Source organism: Pseudarthrobacter sp. ATCC 49987 (genome assembly GCF_009928425.1).
In the GTDB taxonomy this organism is placed as follows: domain Bacteria; phylum Actinomycetota; class Actinomycetes; order Actinomycetales; family Micrococcaceae; genus Arthrobacter.
In genome coordinates, this window is sequence record NZ_JAABNS010000001.1 from 1,448,047 (window position 1) to 1,470,929 (window position 22,883).

Here is a 22,883-nt window from a genome sequence, read left to right on the forward strand (position 1 = left end):
CCTCAAGAAAGTCCCGGAAACGAGACAGTTCCAAGTGATACCTGGACTGTTGAGTTTACAGGAGTTGTCGGCCTTCTGTCGAAGGCCCTCCTCCCGGGCATCAGCCCCGGAAGGAGTTGGTAGCTATGGCCACCGTACGACGTACGATTCGCCGGACTATCCGCATCACGATTCGGCCCATGTAGGGCTGCACGTGGTCCACTCGCCAGCTCAACAGAGAGGAGGAAACCTCCAATGGCTAACGGTTCATATCGCAGCGCCAAGACCGGACGTTATGTAACGCCGAAGTATGGAAAGTCGCACCCGTCGACGACCGTAAAAGAGTCCAAGTAGGGCAGAGGGCTTGTCCCTGATTAGTCCGATACCAGCCGAGTGGGTCCACTTTTGTGGGCCCACTCTTGGTCGTCAGTCCGAGGCACGGTTGGGCCGCAGTTCCCGGATTATGTCCGTGTGAACACGGCCACTGCATAGCGGCATACGTCAGCAACCGAACGACTTAGAGTCTAGAATTGATAGCTAGACGCTGGACGTTTCCGGCGCGCTAACCATCAGGCGGAGGGAACCATATGACCGAGAAGGTCAAGCTGCTGAGCCATGTTGAAGCGATCAACTGGAACCGAATCCAGGACGACAAGGACGTGGACGTCTGGAACCGCCTGGTCAACAACTTCTGGCTGCCGGAGAAGATCCCGCTGTCCAACGACGTGCAGTCGTGGGCGACGCTGACCCCGGACGAGCAGCAGCTCACCATGCGCGTGTTCACCGGCCTGACCCTGCTGGACACCATCCAGGGAACCGTCGGCGCTGTCTCGCTGATCCCGGATGCGATCACCCCGCACGAGGAGGCTGTCTACACGAACATCGCCTTCATGGAGTCCGTGCACGCGAAGAGCTATTCCTCCATCTTCTCCACGCTGGCCTCCACCAAGGAGATCGACGAGGCTTTCCGCTGGTCCACTGAGAACGTGAACCTGCAGAAGAAGGCCCAGATCGTCATGGACTACTACCAGGGCGACGATCCCCTGAAGCGCAAGGTGGCCTCGACGCTGCTGGAGAGCTTCCTGTTCTACTCGGGCTTCTACCTGCCGATGTACTGGTCCTCGCGGGCCAAGCTGACGAACACGGCTGACCTGATCCGCCTGATCATCCGCGATGAGGCCGTGCACGGCTACTACATCGGTTACAAGTTCCAGAAGGGCCTCGAAGGCCTGTCCGAGGAGCGCAAGCAGGAGATCAAGGACTACACGTTCGAGCTGCTCTTCGAGCTGTACGAGAACGAAGTCCAGTACACGCACGATCTGTATGACTCCGTCGGCCTGGCCGAGGACGTCAAAAAGTTCTTGCATTACAACGCCAACAAGGCGCTGATGAACCTCGGCTACGAGGCCATGTTCCCGGCGTCCGTCACGGACGTGAACCCGGCCATCCTGTCGGCCCTGTCGCCGAACGCGGACGAGAACCACGACTTCTTCTCGGGGTCCGGTTCGTCTTACGTGATTGGCAAGGCTGTTAACACTGAGGATGACGACTGGGATTTCTAGTCTCCTTCTTCTGCTCCTTCAATCAAACGGGCAACCGTTCGAGGAGAGTTCCCTGTGAGCCCTTCGAAACTCGAAAAGGCCCCGCACGCAGAAGCGTGCGGGGCCTTTTGTAACAAATTACGTGCCGGCGTCGACGCTAGACCCGGTACTTGTCTTTCCGTTTCTGGAAGGCTTCGGTGCCTCCGTCGAGTATCTCGCACGCGTGTTCACGGATGCCGCAACTATCAAGCGTATGTGGTTGTTCCGTGTGGGCAAGAGTGTGTTCTAGGGAACCAGCCAGATAGTCGAACGTTCTTCCTCCAGCATTTTTGCTGCCGGTTCCGTGCCGGTTGGCGACGACTACTTGCTCACTATCCGCGCCGACAACGAGATTGGCATTGTGCGTGACCATGATCACCTGACGTTCGGTCTTGCGCTGCTTCAGGTATGGCACCACGTGATCGTAGATTGACCGGCTGTCTAGGTCGTCTTCAGGCTGGTCTATCAAGAGCGGCCAATGATCTTCGGACTCGTTGAGGATGAGTTGAAGCGCAAACATAGCTTGCTTTCCCGGAGTCATCGAGGACCGGGCGAACCCGCCGATTCTGTCGCCTTCGAGTTCTGCGAAGAACTGAAAATGCGGCACGAAAGTGAACACCTGTTCGGCGACAGCAGTCGTCGACCTCCCCTGCTTTAGCTTCTGGTCACCCTCCTGAAGCGCAGACAGAAAGTCAGCGGGTTTGGACAGTACCTGGTCGATCCTAAGCCCGACATTTCGTTCAACGAATTCCGTGTTGGACCGCTGATCGAAGTCTTGGGAAATAGCCAACAGTGTTGCTTCATCGTGACCACCCTCGATACCGAGGAGCATTCCGTCCACTGCTACAAGCCCGTCATCAAAGTAATGAAGATGATTCTGAATCAGTTCTGACCGTCGTTCCAAGCTGGCAATCAGAATAGTGGAGCTTTCATCTCGAGCTTCGACGAGTTTCTTGAGCTCGGCTACGTATTTCGCAATAAGAGCGAGGGCGGCGTCCTGCTGTGCCAGCTGCTTCACCATCTCGTCGACGACAGTATTCGCTTCATTTCGCGCGATCAACTCACCATTCTGCGCGCTGACGTTAGCGATCTCTGCTTCAAGTCCAGATACTTCCGCTTTCACTTTCTCGTAATGTGCGACGAGGAAATCCCCTAGAGCCTGGCGGAGGTTTTCTGACGCTTCGGTCACCAATCTCGAGACTTGGTGCTGAATAGCTAATGGCAAATTCTCGGGAGTCGGCGACGCAACTACCGACACCGACACTCGAGCGGAAACGCTTGTCCCGGGCTGATCGGCTTCTGACGTGATGTAGGTGCTCAGGCCCCGTAAATCTTCAAGCCTGTCCGCCCGGTCTGTCTTGAGTTTCGACAACTGTTCCATTACTGCTTGGTAGCTGACAATATCATCGTTCAGTAACTCTAAATTGGCACGCTGATCGGCTAGTTCGGACGTCAATTCCGATTTCTGCTTCTGGATGGCCGTTGGGTCGCCGACACCCGCTATTTTAGTTGCAACTTCGCTAATCTCAGACGTTCGAGCGAACCAGTTCTTCAAGCATGACTTGATATCGCCACCTATGGTTTCAATGTCCGTCGTTACTTTCTTATGAGCTGCTTCAAATTCGGGATTCGCTCTGAAAAGAATCGGCTCTATCTTCGAAGTAATTTCTGTTGAACGTTCATTGAGGTTGAAAAGTGAATTCTGAGGGATATAGATAACCCTTCCCACTGTGTCGGCAGAGCCGCCCCATGCAACTTGACAGAGTCCGGGCGGCGTCTCCCTCCATGTTCTCCCGGCTGCCGGTCCAGTCTCATCAATCGATTCAAAGAATCCACTATCAAATTGTTGTTGCTTCGCGTATTTGCTGTCAACGGCGTGAGCAATATGGGCTAGTAGGGATGATTTCCCAGATGAGCGGCTGCCAATAATGGAAACCAAGTTCTGATTGAACTCGATTGATTGGGGGAAGTCATCTGAGTCTGGAAACTTGACCGCAGTTATGACTTGGTAGGGTTGCTTCCTGTCCGGTTTGGTTGACTGAATGCGGACTCTTTCTGCAGGCTCTATTGCCGTCTGCAGCAGTCCCTCAAACGTGGGATCAGCTTTTATCCATGTCACATTCTTGTGCGAGGATCCGCGAGCTTCGCGTCCCAACCAGCTTTCGAGCTCATCGAAGCTGTGAGCGTCGCATCCGGCGAAGACCGGTCGAGGAGGCAAGTCTTCCTTTCTGTTGGACCCTTCAACCTCGTTTTGATAATAAGCAACATCGTTCGGGTTTCCGAAAATGCCAGATGTGAAAAGATCCAGGTTGTCGGCCAGCACTCTCTTCCGACGAGACCCAGAAACCTTGCCCTCTGGCCTTATGCCGTCATTGCCCGCCGGCATCACCGGGAAGGCTACGCTTCTCCACGAGTCGTCCGCTCCAAACGTGTCTTCCAAGGTTTCACGCACTTGCTCGAGGTAAACACTGGCCGAATCGAACTGATGTGCTGTCAGTTCGGAACAGGCGACCGAAGTTCTGTTTGGCCTTGTGTGTGTGGTTTTCAGTCTCGAGACAAAACGTGAGAGTTCTTCTCTTGGAAGGGAGGGATCAAAGACGAGATGGAGATTGACGTTGGCAAGTGTCTTACTCACGGTCTCGACGAGTCGGAGTTCCAGATTGGGAAAGAAGACTTTGCCCGTCTCGCCATAGATCTCCTGAAACCGATCGGTGACGCGGTAGTAGTTTTCGAGCGTAAAGTAGTCTGTTATGCCAATCACATCCACATCGGACTCCGAAATGGTCTGACAGAATCTGTCGAGAATGCCTTGTTTGTCCAGATCGCTAGCTACGTAGCGATCTTCCATGGTGCCGCCAGGTGCATGGACGTGGAGGTCCCATTTTCGCCATTCTGAACCACGTGCATACGATTTCAATTGTTCCCCAATTCACAGTCGATATTCATTGCTAAATCAAAGGCCAGCACTGTAGCTAGCTCCGGGCCTCGGCAAACCGCGGCGCCATGGATTCCATCTGCTCCATGACAAGCTTGATTGCCTCAGGCTGCTTGTCCGGCGGGTAGCCGAAACGAACCAGGAGCCGCTTGATTGACGAGCGGAGCTTAGCCCGGACGTCGTCGCGGACGGTCCAGTCAGTGCGCACGTCCCGCCGCATCACAGAAACTAGTTCGCGGGCGATGTCTGCAAGGATGCCTTCGCCCTGGACCTCCACCGCAGACTGGTTTTGTGCTACGGCATCGTAGAACGCCAGTTCGTCAGAATTCAACGGGGGAGTGAACTGCGCGCCGCGATTGCCTTCGGCGGCAACCTCCCGGGCCAGCTCCACCAGCTCGGCAATCACCTCCGCCGACGTGAGCTGCTGGTTGGTGTACTTCTTCATCAGCTCGCTGATCCGCTCGGAGAACGCGCGCTGGCGGATGACATTGTTGCGGGTCGTCTTGGCCGACTCATCGGCGATGAGCTTCCGCAGCGCCTCGATGGCCAGCTGGGGGTTACGCGCCTGTTGCGTCTTGGCAATGAATTCTGGCGTCAGATCATCCAAGGACGGCTTGGGTATCCCGGCCGCCTCGTAGATGTCCAGGACTTCGCCGGACGACGTTGCAGAGGCAATGAGGTCACCGAGCAGCCGCTGGATCTCTTCCGGCACCGGCTCGCCGCTGGCCTGCCGGTCGGCGGCGTCAAACTTGGCCATGTACACCCGGGTCTCTTCGTAGACCTGGATTTCCGGCCGCAGTTCCGCCAGGGTTTCGGACCCCGAGCAGAGCGCCCACGCCCGGGACAGCTGGCTGGAGAACCGCCGGTACTTCGAGGCGAGCGTCTCCTCGCCTTCGGCAGTCTGGTTCTCCGGCGTCTCCGGGCTGCGCAGGTAGTTCGCCGCGCCCGTCGCCGCGGACACGAACGCCTTCGGGCCGCCCTTCATCAGCACAGCCCTCCAGTCGTATCCGGCGAGCAGCCCCCGCAAGGTCTCCACCAGCCCAAGGGCGGCGCCTACCGCTTCGTCGATGTTCTTGCCCACCGGCTTGTTCGCCTGGTCAGACTGCGTATACTCGCCCAGTGCCTTGGCCAGGTTCTCCGCCAGCGGCGCGTACGCCACGAGCAGCCCGTCCTCCTTGCCGCGGAAGGTGCGGTTCACCCGGGCAAGCGTCTGCATCAGCAGCGCACCCTTGAGCGGTCGATCCAGGTACAAGGTGTGCAGCGGCGGGGCGTCGAAGCCAGTGAGCATCATGTCCTTGACGATCACCAACTCCAGCTCGTCGTCCACGTCCTTGAGCCGCTCCTTCACGACAGCGTTCGCGGATTCGCGGCGCACGTGGTTGGAGACCGGCGGCACGTCCGACGCTGTGCCGGAGTAGACCACCTTGATCCTGCCCTTGGCCAGGTCATCGGAGTGCCAGTCCGGTCGCAGCTCGACGATGGCCGTGTACAGTTTCGCGCAGATTTCCCGCGTCCCGCCCACGATCATGGCCTTGCCCGGAGCCTCGATGAACTTGCCCATTCGGGCGCTGCGGTTCTCCCAGTGCCCCACCAGGTCGGCGGCCAGCGCCGCGATCCGCTGAGGCGCGCCATAGACGGCATTGACGACGGCGACGCTCGCCTCGATGCGCGCCCTCTCAGTGTCGTCCAGGCCCAGCGTGGCTTCGTCGGCCGCCTGGTCCAGAGTCTCCTCGGTAAGGTCGGCGGCAAGTCCCACCTTGATCAGCCGCGGTTCGAAGTACACCGGGACCGTGGCGCCGTCCTCGACAGCGCGGGAGAGGTCGTAGATGTCGATGTACTCGCCGAACACGTCCTGGGTGTTGCGGTCATCGAAGGAGATCGGAGTTCCGGTGAACGCGATCAGTGTCGCGTGCGGGAGGGCGTCACGAAGGTGCCGGGCGTAACCGTCCAGGTCGTCATAGTGCGAGCGGTGAGCCTCGTCCACCACCACGATGATGTTGCGTCGGTCGGAAAGCAGCGGGTGCTCCGCGCCGGCGTCCTTCTCGGACTTGCTGCGGCCGAATTTCTGCAGGGTGGTGAAGTAGATGCCGCCGGTGGTGCGGTTGCTCAATTCGTCCCGGAGTTCGGAGCGTTTCTTGATCTGCTTGGGGGACTCGGCCAGCAACAAGCTGCGGTCGAAGCCTTCAAACAGCTGGCCGTCGAGTTCGTTACGATCGGTGATGACGACGACGGTGGGGTTCTTGAGCTTGGGGTGCCGTGCCACCAGGTTGGCGTAGAGCTCCATCTCCATAGACTTGCCCGAGCCTTGCGTGTGCCAGACGACGCCTGCCTTGCCGTTGCTTTCCACGGCCTGGACGGTGCTGCCCACGGCCTTGGTCACGGCGAAATACTGGTGCGGCTTGGCGATGCGCTTGCTCAACCCGTCCGGGCCGCCGTCGAACGCGGTGAAGTTGCGGACCAGCTGCAGGAACCGCTCCTGGTTGTAGAGGCCCTGGAGTGCGGTCTCCAACGCGGTCACGGCCTCGCCGTCTTCCATGAACCCCGGTGCGACGGGCACGCCGTCGTCGTCGACGTTCCATGGTGAGAAGTGGTTGAGGGGAGTGAACGGAGTGCCGTACTTGGCCTGGATCCCGTCCGAGGCGAGCGTGAACACGCAGAAGCGGAACACGATGGGGAACTCCCGGAGGTAGGTCTGCAGCTGGGCGTGCGCGGCGGCGACGTCGGCCGTGGCGCTGCCGGCCTTCTTCAGTTCGATGATGCTCACCGGCATGCCGTTGCAGTAGAGCACGACGTCGAAGCGGCGTTTGTAGTCGCCCTGGACCAGGGTGACCTGGTTGACGGCGAGCCAGTCGTTCTGGTCCGGGTCCGCACTGAGCAGGTGGAGGGTGGGGTTGGCCTCGTTGCCGTCCGAGTCGATGTAGCTGAGCCGGTAGCCGTCCACGAGGTAGTTGTGGATGCGGTGGTTCTCGGTGATGGCGTCCTGGGACTTGGGCGAGGCGATCTCGGCGAGGGCCTGCTGAAGGTATTGGGCCGGAACCGTCGGGTTGAACCGTTGCAGGGCAGCGAGCAGTCGGGGTCGGATCAGCAGCTCGTCCCAGGAATCCCGCTCGCCCCTGCCGGGTGCGATGTCCTGCCCGGATGCCGGCCGCCAGCCCAGCGGCTCGGCCAAAAGTTCCAAGGCCATGCCCTCCCAATCGGCTTCGGAAAAGGCTACTGCGGGTGCTGCTGTCACGGTGGTTCCCCCTGGTTGACCGGATGTCATTCTGGAATTTCTGTGCAAATCCTGCTTCGAGGTCGGAGACGCTGGGCTCAGCTCAGCGCCTCCGACCTCATACTCCGGCGTCCACTAGCACTTTCTCGGAGTCCTTGACTCTCAGCTTGCCGGACATGAGCGGGGGTAGAAGTGCGTCGCGTGTGGCGGCCAAGCACGCGCTCTCCTGACTCACGCTCTTTAGAACGCTAAGTAAATGACCATGGCGTAATGCGAAGGCAGTCGATGTTTGGTCATCGGGCACCGAAACTTCCCTTTTCATCAGCAGTTGCCAGTGCCGCTTATACTCCTCATGGTTCTGCAAGCCCTTCAATGCGCAGTACAGCGTCAGTGTAGGAATTCCAGAGCCGACGAACGGTACAGTATTGGGCCCAACGGTAAATCTTTGTGCGGCGATTCGCAGCTTGCATGTGTGGTCGCCAAAGTACATGACCGGCTGGTCTGCACTCGCCTCCAAGAACCCTTCGCCATTCAGGTAGCCGAGGAAACCGTAGTCGCTCTGGTCGAATACAGGGTAGTCACCCTGCGTGAGCAGTTCCTCTTTCGCAAATTTCCGCTTGGGTGGGATTCGGTGGACCAAAGTCTCCACCGGGACTGGTAGGGACGGCGAAGACTGAACTAGTCCCCGATATGAGGCCTGAAGGAATTCCTCGGTAGTTGCAGAGAGTTGCACATTGGCAGCGATCTTGTCGTCGAGTGCCCCCAGCACTTCCGCTATCGCCCTCTGCGTATCGATGCTCGGGAGTTGAAGTGGCACACGCTCAAGTATCTTCTGATTTAGCGACAACATGGTTGACCCTGAAGCGTGCTGCAGTAGCCACGCCCTTGTCGCTTCATCCTGAAACTGATAGGCGACAAAACGGGAGTCCACAGAAGATGGGAGTCGGAGCCGAATACCATCGGATCCCAAGAACCAGCCATTCTCTGATTCCTTGACCCAAGCGCATCGGTCAACCGCGCCCTTTCGTCCGAATACGATGTCGCCGGGCTCGAGCAAATATTCTGGCAGGCGCTGCGTCACTTCCGCGGGCGCACACGGAGTATCCCTTCTCAGACTCAGCGACCCGTAACCGACTTCACCAACTGAAATGATCGGAACGCCCGTTTCGGAATACTCGTTCGCCTTCAGCGTCGTACCGAAAGGCCCGGTCTTTATTGAACCACCCTGTTCCTGGATGAGCTGCCCAAGAGTTTCGATCGTGGTCATACGACCCTCCCCAACTGCTCTCGCACAACTGCGGCCAGCCGCTCCGACTCCTCGAACTGCGCAAACAGTTCCTTCGACAGCCGAGCGATCTTCTCTTCGATGGGCTCGCCGTCGTCTTCAACATCGGCCGCCCCGACGTACCGGCCGGGCGTCAGCGCGTAGTCGGCAGCTTTGACCTCCGCGAGGCTGGCCGAGTAGCAGAAGCCGGCTTCGTCGTCGTACGTCATCCCGGACTCAACTGCGGAGGCAGTCCCACGCCAGGCGTGGTAGGTGTTGGCGATCTTGGCGATGTCCTCGTCGGACAGGGCGCGTTCGGCGCGGTCCACCATGTAGCCCAGGTTCCGGGCGTCGATGAAGAGTACCTGGCCGGTGCGGTCGACGGAGCCCTTCGGACCCGCGGACTTGTCCTTGGCGAAGAACCAGGTGCACACCGGGATGCCGGTCGAACGGAAGAGCTGGGTGGGCAGTGCCACCATGCAGGAGACAAGGTCCGCCTCCACGAGCTGGGCGCGGATCTCGCCTTCCCCGCCGGAGTTGGAGGACATGGAGCCGTTGGCCATGACGACGCCTGCGCTGCCGCCGGGGGCCAGTTTGGAGATGATGTGCTGGATCCAGGCGTAGTTGGCGTTGCCGGCCGGGGGGACGCCGTACTTCCAGCGGGGGTCGGATTCGGAGCGGGCCCAGTCTTTGATGTTGAAGGGCGGGTTGGCCATGATGAAGTCCGCGCCGTTGTTGCCGGTCAGCTCGGGGTGTTGGTCACGGGCGAAGGTGTCGCCCCAGCGGGAGGCGAGGTTGGCGTTGAGGCCGTGGATGGCGAGGTTCATCTTGGCCATTCGCCAGGTGCGCTCGTTGAGCTCCTGGCCGTAGACGGAGATGTCGGAGCCCTCCATATTGTGGGCCGCCAGGAACTTCTCGGCCTGGACGAACATGCCGCCGGAGCCGCAGCAGGGGTCGTAGACGCGGCCGCTGTGGGGTTCCAGGACCTCGACGAGGACGCGGACGACGCCGGCGGGGGTGTAGAACTCGCCGCCGCGTTTGCCCTCGGCCTTGGCGAACTTCTCCAGGAAGTATTCGTAGACCTCGCCGAGCAGGTCGCGGGCCTTGCTGGCGCCTTGGCCGGTGAAGCGGGCCGAGTTGAACAGGTCCAGCAGCTCGCCGAGGCGGCGCTGGTCCACGTTGTCGCGGTTGTAGATGCGGGGGAGCGTGGCGGCCAGAGACTTGTTGTTCGCCATGATGAGGTCCATGGCTTCATCGATGAGCTGTCCGATGGACTTGGCCTCGGCGCCGTCCATCGCGGGCAGGCCCTTGGCGTTTTCGGCCAGGTAGGTCCAGCGGGACCGTTCCGAGACCCAGAACACGCCGCGGCCGGTGTACTCGTCCACGTCGTCGATCAGCTGGGCGATCTGCTCCTCGTTGAGCCCGTCTGCTTCCAGCTCGGCCTGGATCTGCCCGCGGCGCTCCTCGAACGCGTCCGACACATACTTCAGGAACACCAGGCCCAGGATCACGTCCTTGTACTGGGAGGCATCCATGGAGCCGCGCAGTTTGTCCGCGGCCTTCCAGAGGGTGTCCTTGAGTTCCTTCATGGTGGACGGGGCGAGGTCCACCTTCATTTTCGGGGGCATTACTGGGTTCCTTCGGTCTGTGGTTCGGCGAGCTTAGTACTGGGGTCTGTCAGGGTGAGGCTTCCGCCCGCTACGCCGTCCGTAATCAGGGTAGCGAGTTCTTCAAACCGTTTGAGGCGTTCGCGCGCCAGATTCTGCCCGTGTTGCAGCCGGGCAAGCGACGCGGCGAGCTGGGTCCGTTGGGCCTCGGGGACGCGGCGCAGGCGCCACTGGCGCCAGGACTTGTCCGCCGCGGGGAGGACGTTGATGTCCGCGGCGACGACGTCGGGCAGAAGTCCGCCGGGGTCACCGGCATCGAGACGCAGCACGCGGGCGGGGAAGACGACGGCGGAGCCACCTTCTCGATCCACAAGGGCGGCGGGCCTTGGGCTGGTGCAAAAGACGACGTCGCCGGGCTCGGTGAGGCGGCCGGAAGGATTGCTGGCGGCGAAGTCCATGAGGCTGAGGTGGCGGTGCGGGGCGGTGTGCGGGTTGAGCAGCTCGGCCGGCCCCAGGACTCGCGTACCGCCGCGTGGCGTCAAGTCCGCGTCCTCGAGTCGGTTCCCTTTGATGTATTTGAGGTTGCCGGAGGTGATGAGGTCCTGGACGGAGACGGGTCGCGCCTTCGCATTTGGATCCCTTGTGAGCACAGCCACCTCACCGGATTGCTCGGGCCGTGTGGTCTGCAGCATGCGCTCGAGTTCCTCCACCCGAAGGGCTGCCTCGGCGCCGGAGGGACTCTGAGCCGAGCCATGGGATGGCGCTGTCGCCAAGGACTTCCGGTTGGCCAGCAGGAGTCTGGTCTGTACCAGCCGGGCGAAGCGGAAGGAGTGGGCACGAATGGTGGCGCGGTCACCCATCGACGCGACGATGTCGCTGATGAGGTCCTGGCTGACGTCTTCAGCGAGGACGCGGGAGCTGAGATCCGCCACCATGGTCCACCGCTCCGCAATGGGTACCTCAGCGAACGACGGCCCCAGCACCCACAGCGCCTGAGCTTCGCGTGGCTTGGAACGCAGCAATCCCTGCGGTAGCCGCACGATGGCACGCACTCGGCCGGAGCGCAGAAGTCCGGACCGGAGGCCGGCGGCCCCGGTGGCCAGCGGCACATCACAAAGAACCCGGGCCGGGGCGATGACGACAGCCCGCTGCTGATCGTCCATCTGCAGGACAAGGTGTTCCACCGCCGAGAGAACCTGAACTGCGTCCATGCCCGGTTGGCCAGGGGACGGGTACTGCGCCACGTGGACTACAGGTCCATGGACGGCGAACTCGCCACTTGCATCGACGCGGATCTGTCCGCCGTCCACACCGTGCACGCGCAGGCGGCGACGCACCAGGCGGCCCGCACCGCCGCCGTCGTCGTCCGCTGTCAGAAACGTGACGGGGGCACTCTCGCCGGCAGCGTGCGCGACGCCCATCAGGAGGTCGCTGCCGCCGCGGGTGGAGTCGGCAAACACGGAGTTTCCGCCGAGTGTTGCGGCCAGTTCGACGGCCGCAGCGGCAACCAGCCCCACGGCGGATTCGGTGAGGGCGGTATCCGAGTGCTCCCGCAGCCCCGCCCGGAACCGTGCGGCCAGCAGCTGCTCGAAGGCGGCGGCCGCGTTGTAGGCACTGTCCACCAGCCGGTCCGCGAAATTTGCCGTAGAGGTAAGCGACGTGCTCTGGGCCTCCAGCTCCGAATACAGGAACGTGTCATCGGGATCGCACTCGTCCGCAACGTCCAGCAGTTCATCCGGGCTCAGCTGACCCACCGAGTCGCCGGTCATAGCCTTGAGCGTCAGCAGGGCCGTGAGAGCGTCGAAGGTGTTTTCCGGGGCGCCACCGGCAGCGGTGCCGGGCATCCGGGCGAAAGCGGCGACGTCGTTGCGGGCTTCCGGGTTGTTCCCACGTCCGGTGGCGGCCAGCCAGGCGGCGATGTGGTCGGCCTCGAAGAGTTCCCGCCCGCCGTCGAGCGCGGTGGGTTCCGGAAACGGGTGCTCAGACGCGGCGCTGCGTTTGCGCCACATGGAAACGACCGGGCGCTGGACCTGAGCGAGGGCGGCAACGTCCGAGAGGGTCATGCGCAGGGCTTCTGCTTCATTCATTTCCGCCTCCTTACGACGTCGACCCCCAGCCTAGCGGTGCGCGGCGACTATTCCGGTGAAGTGCTGATAACGGGGGTTATCAGACTTCGTTCGTCCCGTTACTCCGGAGGCGCCGTAGCTTCGATTCTGCAGCTACGGAGGAATCTTCCGGTGCTGCGACGGCGGCGGGGAACCACGCATTGGGGGATCGGTATCCCGCCGCCGCTCAGCAGCCACCCATGAACAGAGGAAGAGATCATGCCGAACACTGATATCAACCAGGCCGACGAGCCGCAGCTCTATGAAGGCCCGCAGGTGTCGGGACCGTCATCGGTCGCGGCAAAGGCTGTCAGGAAGAAGAGGGTCCTCCCCGCGGTAGCTGTTCTGGCGCTGTTGGCCGGCGCTGTCGGTATCGGCACGACGCTGCCCGACCCGAAGTCCAGCGACGCCTACGTGGCTCTCCTGGGGGAGAAGGCGTCCTTGGAGTCGGACCGGGACTCGGTCAAGTCCAGCTACGAGTCGATGAAGTCCAAGTACGACACTCTGCAGAACGGCATGGCCGCCCGCGAGGCGAAGGTCACGGCACGCGAAGCAGAAGTCGGCAAGGCGGATGCAGCCGTGAAGAGCGCTGATGCGGCCGTCAAGAAGCGCGAAGAGGCGGTGACCGGCGCCGAGAAGACCAAGGCAGCCAACACTATCGCCGACGGCACCTGGACAGTGGGCAAAGACATCGAGGCCGGCACCTACCGGGCCACTGCCGACGTCGGCTCTTCCTGCTACTGGGGTATCTACGCGACCGGCAGTAACGGCAGCAACATTATCGACAACGATCTCCCCGGCGGCGGCCGGCCCTCAGTGGCGCTGTCCGGCGGGCAGGACTTCAAGTCCAGCCGCTGCGGCAAATGGGAAAAGCAGTAGCAGTCCCACACTTCACATCATTCATTCACCTTAGAAAGGCATCCCATGTCCCACGAAGTTTCGGAACAGCCCATGACCGCTGCGGTGGCAGCGCCTCAGCCCCGGCCGTTCTTCAAGAAGAAGCGCTTCCTCGTCCCGGCCGGTGTCCTCGTGCTGGGAATCGCCCTGGGCTCCTGCTCCGGGGGCTCCAAGCAGGCCAGCGATGCCAGCCCAGCGGCTGCGGCCTCGGCTCCTGCGGCAGCATCACCCGCTTCTTCGGCAGCAGCTGTACCTGCAGCAGCGCCGACTGCCCCTGCTGCTCCACCGGCGGCGCCGGCCGGACCCGCCGTCGGCGCTCCGTTCAGCGTCAAGATGGGCAACGGCAACGTCGCGAAGATCACGATTGTCTCTGCCGTCCGCACGGACGCTGTGACGACCACGGCCCTCGCGACGGCACCCAAGAGTGGAAGCTACTTGCTCCTCGACGTCCTGTGGGAAACGGAGACGGGCAAGACCAGCTCCAACCCGTTCTACTTCTCGGCCAAGGACGCTAATGGGCGCAAAGCGGATCTGAGCCTCTTCGCGGACAACCAGCTCGGCTCCGGCGACGTTTTGCCGGGTGACAAGACTCGCGGATTCATTGCATTCGATATCGCGCCCGGTGCTTCGATCGTCATGATCTCCACCCCGTTGATGCAGGAAGCCGCACGGATCCAGATTCCGGGGTAGGGCGCCTAAGGAGCCGTGTCCGGGATGCCCGGCTCCCTCGCGCCGCTTACAGTTCAACTGTTCACTTTCGCGTTATCTATTGGGGGATTCCTTGAGCATCAACAAAGAGCACGTTTCGGCGTATAGGCAAATGCCCGTCGCAGAAGCCGGAAGCATGGTGGCCCCCGGGGCCGTCACCGCGGCACAGATCTATCAGTTTCGTGGCGGGGCTGCTTCCTGGTTCGGCACCCAGATCCTTGGCGTCCTGATTACGATCTGCACAATTGGGATCTGCTACCCGTTCGCCTTGGTCCTCGTTGAACGGTGGCGGGCGAAGAACACCTACCTCCACGGCCGGCAGCTTCAGTTCGTCGGCACCGGATGGGGCATCTTCGGGCTGTGGATCAAATGGGCGCTCCTGAGCATCATCACGCTTGGCGTCTACACCTTCTGGGTCTACCCCAGGCTGATGCAGTGGAAGGTCGAAAAGACCGTCTTCGCGTAGACAGAACGGCCCTGCACCCTTCGGGGTGCAGGGCTTTTTCTTTTGCAGGCCCCGGGAATCTTGCGATTGTGGGAAACTGCTCCTTTGGCCCTAGCCCCGGTTTCCCGGAAGTGTGCAGCGCTTACCCTTTGACAATCATTTCTATTGCTGCTGCTAGAGTCCGGATATGACATATGAATTCAGTTCTGAAGCAGCAACACTGACAGAAAAATGCCGGTCATTGTTCGGTGATGAGTCGCGTTGGATTACGGCAGGAGGCTATCCGCACAGCCTGGCTCTTTCCATTATCGATTCCATCTTCTCGACGGGTTCGCACTACCAAAGTGTCATCAACGTCGTGAGCGAGTATCGGGCGTACCGGCTCGGTCAGGGTGGTGACGCTCATCAGGACGGCACCAAAGAATTGCTGGCTACTTTCGAGGAAGCCGGGGGAAGTGCTGGCTGGGCAGATCTTGTGAACAACCACAAGCCCGCTCATACTAGGCCAAACGCTCTGCTGAAAGCCGAGGTCGTCAAGCGAGCCGCTGAGGCGCTCCAGAACAAGCTGGACATCACGACTCGGGAAGGCGTCCATTCCGCGTACTCCATGGACAATTCCCTAGCTGAACTCAAGAAGAATTGGCTGTGTTTGCCGAGCCAGTCCTCTGGCGTCACGTTCAACTACTTCCTTATTCTTTGCGGGTTCCAGTCCGTGAAGCCTGACCGAATGGTCATCCGCTTCGTGAAAGAGCACGCAGGCTTGGAAGGCAAAGACATCACACCTATGCAGACGGCCGAGCTGATCGGACAAGTTGCAGAAAACTACCCAACGCAGCCGAGAAGGCTCGACCACGTGATCTGGCGCCATGTATCGGGTCGCGAAATCTTCAGGGCGGATGAGCTCAACTAACGAGCGTTGAATAGGCGTCTAGGCAAGGGTGCCGCAGTGGGGGACTACTTCGCTTGAGCTGGAGGAGGAATGCTTGTGAAAGTCTTGCCTGATACTGCGATGCCGATGGTCGGGAAACTGCTCGAGGAAGTCTCGTGGGAACGCGCCACCAGTTACCGGCAAGGCGGCCGCGGACGAGAAGATCCACTGGCAGAACGCCTGAGCCCCGGGGAGCGGCCCTCGGCCGTCCGCGCACATTAGGTTGGACAGTGTCGGACCCGGACTCCGTACCCGCGTTCCGGTGCGGAATTCTTCCGCGCCCGGAGTGGTTCCAGCAGTATGGCCCTTCCCCTTCCCCGGATTTCCATTCTCGACCGTGCCAACGCCAGGGACGGGTTTCCTGCTGCGGACGCCCTGAACCGGGTGCTGGAACGGGCCCAGCGGGCCGAGGAATGGGGTTACCACCGCTTCTGGGTCGCAGAGCACCACGCGGTGCCAGGCATTGCCGGTTCCGTTCCGGCCGTGCTGATGGCCGCCGTTGCTGCCCGGACGCACTCCATCCGGGTCGGTTCAGGAGGCATCATGCTTCCCAACCACCAACCACTCGTGGTGGCCGAACAGGCGGCCACGCTGGAGGCTCTGCATCCCGCGCGGATTGACTTGGGCGTTGGCCGGTCTGTGGGTTTCACCCCGGCAGTCCGGAATGCGCTGCGCTCCGGGAAACAGGACGCGGAGCGGTTTGAAGACCAGCTGGCCCAACTGCTTGCTTACCTGTCCGGAGCCGCGCCCATCACTGCCCGGCCGCGGAACGATTCGGCTACACCGGTATTCGTGCTGGCCACCGGTTCGGGAATCGATATTGCAGCCCGCGCCGGCCTGGCTGTGGTGCTGGGCGGGCCAGCCGTGTTCCGGACGGATCAGAACGGCACCCTCCCGGCGCTGGAAAGGTATCGCTCACAGTTCCGTCCATCACGCTGGTTCGAGCGGCCCTTCATCCTGGTTTCCGCCAACGTAGCAGTGGCCGCCACCCGCCAGTCGGCGAGGGAACTGCTTCTGCCCGAAGCCGTCGCGCTGGCCCGCTCCCGGACCACCGGCGAATTCGCTGCCTTGGCGCCTGTGGGTCCGACCGAGTGGGCCGGGCTGACTCTCCGGGAAAAGGAAGCGGTCGAAATGAGCCTGTCCACATCGCTCTACGGCACGGCCTCCGAGGTGCGGACCCAAGTCCAACGCCTGATCGCGACCTCCGGAGCCGACGAATTGCTGATCACAGGCGGAGCCTTCGACGTCGCGGCACAGGCGGAATCCGATCGGATCCTGGCCGGGCTCTTCCCCCAAGACGAGCGCCGCAGCACGGAAGACCGCCGTGGATTCGCGGCATCCCATTGACGCCCACCTGACTTGACGCCACCTAGCGCCCTCCCAGCGCGAGCAGCCATTCCGGCCTGGCCCGGTCCTATAAATGGGCTGCGGTGGAGGAGCTACTGCTCGGCGCCGCCGTGCAGGGGGTCGTCGCTGGCGTCGCTGTCTGGTGTTGCGCCGAGGTCCTCCGGGGGCACTTCGATGTTCCCGATCGCCTCGGACATATTGGGCATTCCGGGGACGCTGTAAGTATCCGGAAAGATGCCGTGGGCTTGTTCCTCGATCAGGGCTTCCTCTTCGCTGAAGCGGATCTCGTTCGCTTCGTCGCCGACGTCGCCCGGGAGGTCCTCGCTGAACTTTGACGGGTTCGGAACTATAAAGCCGTTGAAGCTGTCTTCGCTGCTGCCGGTCATTGGTTCATCCTTCGTAAAGCCCCAATCACCTCAGCGTATGCCCGGCAGCTCAGGTATGACCCGGACGCAACCGGGGGACTTTCAGGAGCGCCGGAGAGGGATAGGGCTGATGCGCACAACCCGGCAGTGTTGCATTGGGATGTCCGGATGAGGGTGCGCATGGAGCTGTTTGCCAAGATCCCGTTGAGACGCCCGCGTTGAGGGTTTGTCCATCCGTGGGCTGGCTAAGCGGTATCAGAGCGGCAGGGAAACCGTCCGGCAGGCATTGTCGGATCCTCTCCCGCCGGCGCGGAAGACTGCCGTGAGGTCGTCGCCCCGGCTGGAAGCCTTTAAATACGCGATCGATGCCATGTTGACGGAGGACACGACGGCGCCGAAGAAGCAGCGCATACCGCTCCCGGATCCTGTCCGCTTTCCACGACCGGGGACAATTCACTATTCGGGTTGTGAGTGCACTCATCTGCCGATGATCGAGCCTCTACTGAACACGCCACGCGACAAGGAGCCCCGCGGCTGAGGGCAGGTTCGCCACCACGTGGCCGCCTTTACACGTGGTCGAGCAGATGATCGCGCGGTGGGGTCCGGCTCGTAGGAGTGCGCCTTTCGTGGGTGATGACAGTGGCGGCTAGGGCGATGGTGAGGCCAATGACGGTCTCGAGGGCGCGCTCAGTCAGGAGGGTGCCGATCGGGGCTGGCAGCATGAGATCGCCGAGCAGAAGGGCCATCGGGGTGAAGAAGACCAGGCCGAGGCTGTAGTTGCGCCCGGTCGTCAGCTCGGTGCACGCCTGGAGCACGGCGATCACGATGATCGCGGCATAGCTGCTGGGGTGGGCGGCCAGGACGAGGGCTGCGACGCCGAGGCCGGCGGCGGTGCCGATCACCCGCTGGGCAGCGCGCGTGAGGCGGGCGTGCAGGTCGGGTGCCGACATGGGGACGGATGCCGTGACGAAGGTCCAGTAGGGGTGGCCGATGCCGCTGGTCGCGACGGCGAGGCCGGCGGCGGCGATACCGAGCAGATAGCGGGCGGCGTGGCGGCCCACCGGGTCGGACGGGCGTAGGCCGCGCCACGACAGCCGATACCGCACCGGGTCGCCGCCGTCGCGGGCGGTGCGACCCGGGAGGGCGAGCAGCAGCGCGAAGACGGCCGCGCCAGCCGCAGCGAGGGCGGCTGCGGGCACCGTGCTCAGCGCGATCGGGACCGTGGCCGAGGCTGTGAGGGCGAAGACCGGGTTGAGAGCTCCGGCCGGATGCCATCGGCCCAGCTCGGCTAGCACTACCGCGACGCCGGCCCAGGCGGCCGCGACCGGGACGAGCAGCCAGAGCCGGAACGGGACGGTCGCCACTAGGGCGCCGACGACGACGCCGAAGACCAGCACCAGGCCCGCCTGCGCCTGCATGGCTAGGCGTACCCGAGCCGGCTCGTGTCGGCCGTACAGGGCGGCGAAGGCACCGATCGCCGCATACAGCAGCAGGTCGCCGCGACCGGACGCCAAGCAAGCCACCAGCGGCACGAAGATCGCCAGGCTTGCGCGCAGGGCGGTCCAATGGGCGCCGGCATGCGGGCCCAGGTCGAAGACTGCCGCCCACCAGGACCGCGTGGGGGTGGCCTGCGTCATTTTAACCTTCCGAGGTGGTACAGGAATGAAGTACCTCAAGGTTACTACACCTATGAACTACTATTGTGGTTGACCGAGGCGACCGCCACGGGGGCGCGGAGGAGCCGGATGGATCAGGACGCAGACGGCCTGCCCGCTCATGGCGACGTCGTGGACCGGATGCAGCGTGAGTGGGCCCGGCTGCGCCCGGACCTGAGCTTCACCAGCCTCGGGGTGATCCACCGCGTGCTGCGCGCTTCCCGCCTCATCCTCGAAGCCAGCGACGCCTTCCTCGCCGACTACGGGCTCACCCGCGGCGAGCTGGACGTGCTTTCCGCGCTGCGCCGTACGGGCGAACCTCTGAGCCCAACGACGCTGGCCCAGACGCTGCTTGCCCCGCGCTCCGCGATCACCATGCGGCTGAACGCCCTCCAGGCTCGCGGACTGCTGAGCCGGACGGCCAACCCGGCCGACGGCCGCTCGTCCCTGCTCGTCCTCACGGACACTGGCGCCGCGCTCGTGGACGAGGTGATTCCCGCCCAGCTCGCCCTCGAGGATGCCCTACTCGCTGAAGCCCCGGCCTGGGCCATCGAGGGCTTGGTCGATCCCCTGCGGGCACTGACCTCCGTGTGGGAGCAAGGACGAGGCCACCAAGCCGGGTCCAGCAAGGACCGGCGGAACGGCGCGCTCGATCCCTCCGGATGAGCCGCAGCAGCGCGCGCTTCGGGTGAGCATCAGCCGACGCGCTACCGGGTTCCGCGTGGTAGACCACCAACGGCGCTCTGCTCCAACCTGAGGACGAAGAACTACCGCGCGCTTCGGGTGAGCATCAGCCCTGCTGACTCCGGACGCCGGCAGCTTGTTTAGAGGGACTATTTGCGCAACGCTGCCCAGGCTTGGAAACCGCCGATAAGGTCGGTCGCACGGGTCAGTCCCAGCCGTCGCAGGGTGTGTGCAGCGAGACTGGAGCTGTAACCTTCATTGCAGACCACCACGATCCGCCGTGCGGGGTCGTCAGCGATCGGGAGCCGGTGGGGGCTGGAAGGGTCCAGCCGCCACTCGAGAACGTTTCGGTCAATAACGACCGCTCCCGGAAGATCACCGTCGCGGTCTCGCTGATCGACCGGCCGCGTGTCGACAACAAGGGAGCCCGCTGCCATCTCCCGCTCAAGATCCGAAGCGTGAACACGCTCGAGCCCCATGCGGCTCTCAAGTAGTAATTCGTCGATCGTAAGGGCCGCAGGGGAATCGCTCGGATCTAAAGCCCGTTGGCAGATCGGAACGCCGTCATCGGAAATATCACACTGCTTCACGGCTTTCCTCGCTCTGCCTGCTGATCCGTCGGTCGTTCCACCCCAAGCGGAACTATGAGCTATTTTGGTCATCAATCCAAGGGTATGGAGGGAATCATGTCAATACACGTCAGCCAGGCAATACGTGCCATGCCCGACCCTGTTGCCCGGTGGCCTCGCCCGTGCCTCGGGAGGAGCTGCAAGGCTGAGGCCCCGCGGGAATAAGAACCCCCGACAAGAGGTTGGCTTGTGGTGTGAAAAACATAGGATTCCTGTCCTTTGGCCATTGGACCGACCACCCGGAGTCCGGCACGCGCAGCGCGTCGGACGCGCTGTTGCAGGCGATCGACCTCGCGGTCGCGGCCGAGGAGCTGGGGGCGGACGGCGCGTACTTCCGCGTCCACCACTTCGCGCGGCAGTACGCCTCCCCGTTCCCGCTGCTCGCAGCCATCGGGGCACGGACGAGCCGCATCGAGATTGGTACGGGCGTGATCGACATGCGCTATGAGAACCCGCTCTACATGGCGGAGGACGCCGGCGCGGCCGATCTGATCTCGGGCGGCCGGCTGCAGCTGGGCATCAGTAGGGGTTCACCCGAGCAGGTGATCGACGGGTGGCGTCACTTTGGCTTCGTCCCCGCTGAGGGCGAGTCGGACGCCGATATGGGCCGCCGGCACACCGAGCGCCTGCTCGAGGTGCTCACTGGCGAGGGCTTCGCGGCGCCGAGCCCCCGCCCCATGTTCCCGAACCCTCCGGGCCTGCTGCGCGTGGAGCCGCACTCGGAGGGCCTGCGTGAGCGCATCTGGTGGGGTTCCGGCTCGAACGCCACGGCCATCTGGGCGGCGAAGCTCGGCATGAACCTGCAGAGCTCCACGCTCAAGGATGACGAGAGCGGCAAGCCGTTCCACGTCCAGCAGGCCGAGCAGATCGAGCTCTACCGGCAGGCCTGGAAGGAGGCGGGGCACGGGCGGGAGCCGCGCGTCTCGGTCAGCCGCAGCATCTTCGCACTGACGGACGAGCGCGACTGGCAATACTTCGGTCGCGACCGCCACAGCTCCGACCAGGTGGGCAACATCGACGAGAAGACGCGCGCGGTCTTTGGCCGGTCGTACGCGGGTGCCCCGGACGAGCTGGCCGCGAAGCTAGCCGAGGACGAGGCGGTCGCCACGGCAGACACCCTACTGCTCACGGTCCCGAACCAGCTCGGTGTCGACTACAACGCCCACGTCATCGAGTCGATTCTGAAGGATGTGGCGCCGCAGCTCGGCTGGCGCTGACCCCGCGTGGCAGATTCCCCCTGGGAAACTGCTGAATTAGTGGCGCGGTTGGCCAATGCATGGGTGGCCAAGGCGTGTCGGGGTGGGTTTAGCCTTCTTGCGCCGGGGTTCCGGAACCCGGTGCCACCGTGTCGTTGGCCAGGGCTTTACGCCGGCGGTAGACCTGGATCCCGATGGCTGCCGGTATCACGGCTAAGGCAGCCGCCCGCATCCAGGGCCGGTCCAGGATATGACCGGTGAGCGAGTCCAGGGAGAAGGGTCCGGGCCCTCCGATGGTGAACGATGCTGCGGCCAGGCCCAGTACCGCAGGGTACTCGAGTCCGCCCTCTGTGGCGAAGAAGCCGTTTGGGGCATGGACGCTGGCCGCGACGCCCATCGTGGTGGCAGCGGCGGCGCCGGCGGCCGGAGTGGCCAGTCCCAGAGCCAAGGCAACCCCGGCTCCTGCTTCACCCACGCCCGCGAGGATGGCGCTGGGTTTTGCTGGGCGGAAGCCCATAGCGTGCATGCCCTTGCTGGGGTCCCGTTCGATTGGCCGTGGCGCTTCGCCGCCCGGCGCTCCTTGTCCAGCACGATTCTACGTCGGCGGGACGAACTCGTCACGGGAAGGCGTCGGCTGTGCTATCGCAGGTGCTGCGCCTGCCGGAGCGCCCCCTTTGAGCGCGAGCACGGCCAGTCCCAGCATCTCGATCCCAGTCCAGGCGAGCGTCCCGCCCCAAATCTCGGGAGTGAAGCTGAGGGCCCCATCGTGGAGCGCCACACCGGCGAAGTACGCCGCCCAAAACACGACGGGAGACAGCGCCGCCGCGGTCATGAGCCTTGCCTGGCGGCCCGGGGCCGGGCGGACCACCGCCCACACCACTCCCACGAGCACGGACCCGACGAGGGCCACCGGCACGAGCCAGGCGTCCCGCATCCGGACCATAAGCTGCATCGCTACGGAGGGGACAAATGCCATGGCCGCGGGCACCGCCGCGTTCAGGCGCCAGCGCAGCGACAGCAACAGGACGGGCACGAAGAGCACGACCGTTGAGACGAAGAACGATCCCAAGGCGACCAGGATGGCCGCCGACGTCGGAGCCGTCACCGTGGGCTGGGCTGCGGAGCCGGTGTACGTCTGGACGAGCCCATGGCGCGCGAAGACAGCGAACTCCTGCAGGATGAACGCCGCAACCATGCCGGAAAGCATCGCGCTCACGAAGGCCGGCACCAGCTGTGGCCGTGACCGCTCTGGCGCGTGCCATGCGGCGGAAAACGGCGCGCTGAGTGCCCGGTGCGTGCCGGCGCCATGTCAGGGCCGCGAGCCAGAGGGCGCAGGCAGCAAAGCCCG

18 protein-coding genes and 1 pseudogene are annotated in these 22,883 nt (G+C 63.0%); 9 read left to right on the forward strand and 10 right to left on the reverse strand.

Features of this window, described 5'->3' with window-relative positions:
* The first annotated feature begins 566 nt into the window (after positions 1–566).
* The gene (gene nrdF, locus GXK59_RS06955; RefSeq protein ID WP_024368367.1) at positions 567–1,541 is read left to right on the forward strand and encodes a class 1b ribonucleoside-diphosphate reductase subunit beta; all 975 of its coding nucleotides are present in this window, start codon (positions 567–569) and stop codon (positions 1,539–1,541) included.
* Between the two features lie 136 nt (positions 1,542–1,677).
* On the opposite strand, the gene GXK59_RS06960 is transcribed toward nrdF, so the two are convergent.
* The 5 genes from GXK59_RS06960 to GXK59_RS06980 form a co-directional block, all read right to left on the reverse strand.
* The gene (locus GXK59_RS06960; RefSeq protein WP_443094268.1) at positions 1,678–4,476 is read right to left on the reverse strand and encodes a TrlF family AAA-like ATPase; all 2,799 of its coding nucleotides are present in this window, start codon (positions 4,474–4,476) and stop codon (positions 1,678–1,680) included.
* 55 nt (positions 4,477–4,531) lie between these two features.
* Complete coding sequence (locus GXK59_RS06965) at positions 4,532–7,756, reverse strand: type I restriction endonuclease subunit R (RefSeq protein ID WP_160665465.1); 3,225 nt, start codon at positions 7,754–7,756, stop codon at positions 4,532–4,534.
* A gap of 67 nt (positions 7,757–7,823) precedes the next feature.
* Positions 7,824–8,972 (reverse strand): restriction endonuclease subunit S, encoded by a 1,149-nt coding sequence (locus tag GXK59_RS06970; RefSeq protein WP_160665467.1) that lies wholly within the window; start codon positions 8,970–8,972, stop codon positions 7,824–7,826.
* Positions 8,969–10,597: a class I SAM-dependent DNA methyltransferase gene (locus GXK59_RS06975; protein WP_160665469.1), complete on the reverse strand. Its 1,629-nt coding sequence runs from the start codon at positions 10,595–10,597 to the stop codon at positions 8,969–8,971. The genes GXK59_RS06970 and GXK59_RS06975 overlap by 4 nt, the downstream gene beginning before the upstream one ends.
* Positions 10,597–12,663: a hypothetical protein gene (locus GXK59_RS06980; protein ID WP_160665471.1), complete on the reverse strand. Its 2,067-nt coding sequence runs from the start codon at positions 12,661–12,663 to the stop codon at positions 10,597–10,599. The genes GXK59_RS06975 and GXK59_RS06980 overlap by 1 nt, the downstream gene beginning before the upstream one ends.
* A 237-nt stretch (positions 12,664–12,900) precedes the next feature.
* Between GXK59_RS06980 and GXK59_RS06985 the strand changes: the two genes are divergently transcribed.
* The 5 genes from GXK59_RS06985 to GXK59_RS07005 all read left to right on the forward strand — a co-directional run bounded on the left by GXK59_RS06985 (position 12,901) and on the right by GXK59_RS07005 (position 17,006).
* Positions 12,901–13,560, forward strand: coding sequence for a hypothetical protein (locus tag GXK59_RS06985; RefSeq protein WP_160665473.1), 660 nt, complete (start codon positions 12,901–12,903; stop codon positions 13,558–13,560).
* Positions 13,561–13,605: 45 nt separating this feature from the next.
* On the forward strand, positions 13,606–14,268 hold the full coding sequence (locus GXK59_RS06990) for a DUF4352 domain-containing protein (protein WP_160665475.1): 663 nt from the start codon (positions 13,606–13,608) through the stop codon (positions 14,266–14,268).
* 130 nt (positions 14,269–14,398) lie between these two features.
* The gene (locus GXK59_RS06995) at positions 14,399–14,752 is read left to right on the forward strand and encodes a DUF898 domain-containing protein (protein ID WP_237393809.1); all 354 of its coding nucleotides are present in this window, start codon (positions 14,399–14,401) and stop codon (positions 14,750–14,752) included.
* A gap of 166 nt (positions 14,753–14,918) precedes the next feature.
* A complete protein-coding gene (locus GXK59_RS07000) occupies positions 14,919–15,641 on the forward strand; it encodes a heme peroxidase (RefSeq protein WP_160665477.1) in 723 nt (240 codons plus the stop codon).
* 318 nt (positions 15,642–15,959) lie between these two features.
* Positions 15,960–17,006: an MsnO8 family LLM class oxidoreductase gene (locus GXK59_RS07005; RefSeq protein WP_160665479.1), complete on the forward strand. Its 1,047-nt coding sequence runs from the start codon at positions 15,960–15,962 to the stop codon at positions 17,004–17,006.
* Between the two features lie 92 nt (positions 17,007–17,098).
* On the opposite strand, the gene GXK59_RS07010 is transcribed toward GXK59_RS07005, so the two are convergent.
* Entirely contained in the window at positions 17,099–17,392 is a 294-nt protein-coding gene (locus GXK59_RS07010; protein WP_160665481.1) for a hypothetical protein, read from the reverse strand.
* Positions 17,393–17,539: 147 nt separating this feature from the next.
* Between GXK59_RS07010 and GXK59_RS20645 the strand changes: the two are divergent.
* Positions 17,540–17,780, forward strand: a pseudogene (locus tag GXK59_RS20645) (IS21 family transposase); the annotation flags it as partial.
* A 157-nt stretch (positions 17,781–17,937) separates the two neighbouring features.
* Here GXK59_RS20645 and GXK59_RS07015 read toward each other — a convergent pair.
* Positions 17,938–18,894, reverse strand: a complete 957-nt coding sequence (locus GXK59_RS07015; protein ID WP_160665484.1) for an FUSC family protein — start codon at positions 18,892–18,894, stop codon at positions 17,938–17,940.
* Between the two features lie 222 nt (positions 18,895–19,116).
* Here GXK59_RS07015 and GXK59_RS07020 point away from each other — a divergent pair, with 222 nt between their 5' ends.
* On the forward strand, positions 19,117–19,692 hold the full coding sequence (locus GXK59_RS07020; protein ID WP_160665486.1) for a MarR family winged helix-turn-helix transcriptional regulator: 576 nt from the start codon (positions 19,117–19,119) through the stop codon (positions 19,690–19,692).
* Between the two features lie 167 nt (positions 19,693–19,859).
* On the opposite strand, the gene GXK59_RS07025 is transcribed toward GXK59_RS07020, so the two are convergent.
* Entirely contained in the window at positions 19,860–20,300 is a 441-nt protein-coding gene (locus GXK59_RS07025; protein WP_237393810.1) for a rhodanese-like domain-containing protein, read from the reverse strand.
* 233 nt (positions 20,301–20,533) lie between these two features.
* Here GXK59_RS07025 and GXK59_RS07030 point away from each other — a divergent pair, with 233 nt between their 5' ends.
* On the forward strand, positions 20,534–21,556 hold the full coding sequence (locus GXK59_RS07030; RefSeq protein ID WP_160665488.1) for an LLM class flavin-dependent oxidoreductase: 1,023 nt from the start codon (positions 20,534–20,536) through the stop codon (positions 21,554–21,556).
* Positions 21,557–21,644: 88 nt separating this feature from the next.
* On the opposite strand, the gene GXK59_RS07035 is transcribed toward GXK59_RS07030, so the two are convergent.
* Together GXK59_RS07035 and GXK59_RS07040 are read right to left on the reverse strand one after the other, a co-directional pair.
* Positions 21,645–22,061, reverse strand: coding sequence for a DoxX family protein (locus GXK59_RS07035; protein ID WP_160665490.1), 417 nt, complete (start codon positions 22,059–22,061; stop codon positions 21,645–21,647).
* 69 nt (positions 22,062–22,130) lie between these two features.
* Positions 22,131–22,751: a hypothetical protein gene (locus tag GXK59_RS07040; protein WP_160665491.1), complete on the reverse strand. Its 621-nt coding sequence runs from the start codon at positions 22,749–22,751 to the stop codon at positions 22,131–22,133.
* Between the last annotated feature and the right edge of the window lie 132 nt (positions 22,752–22,883).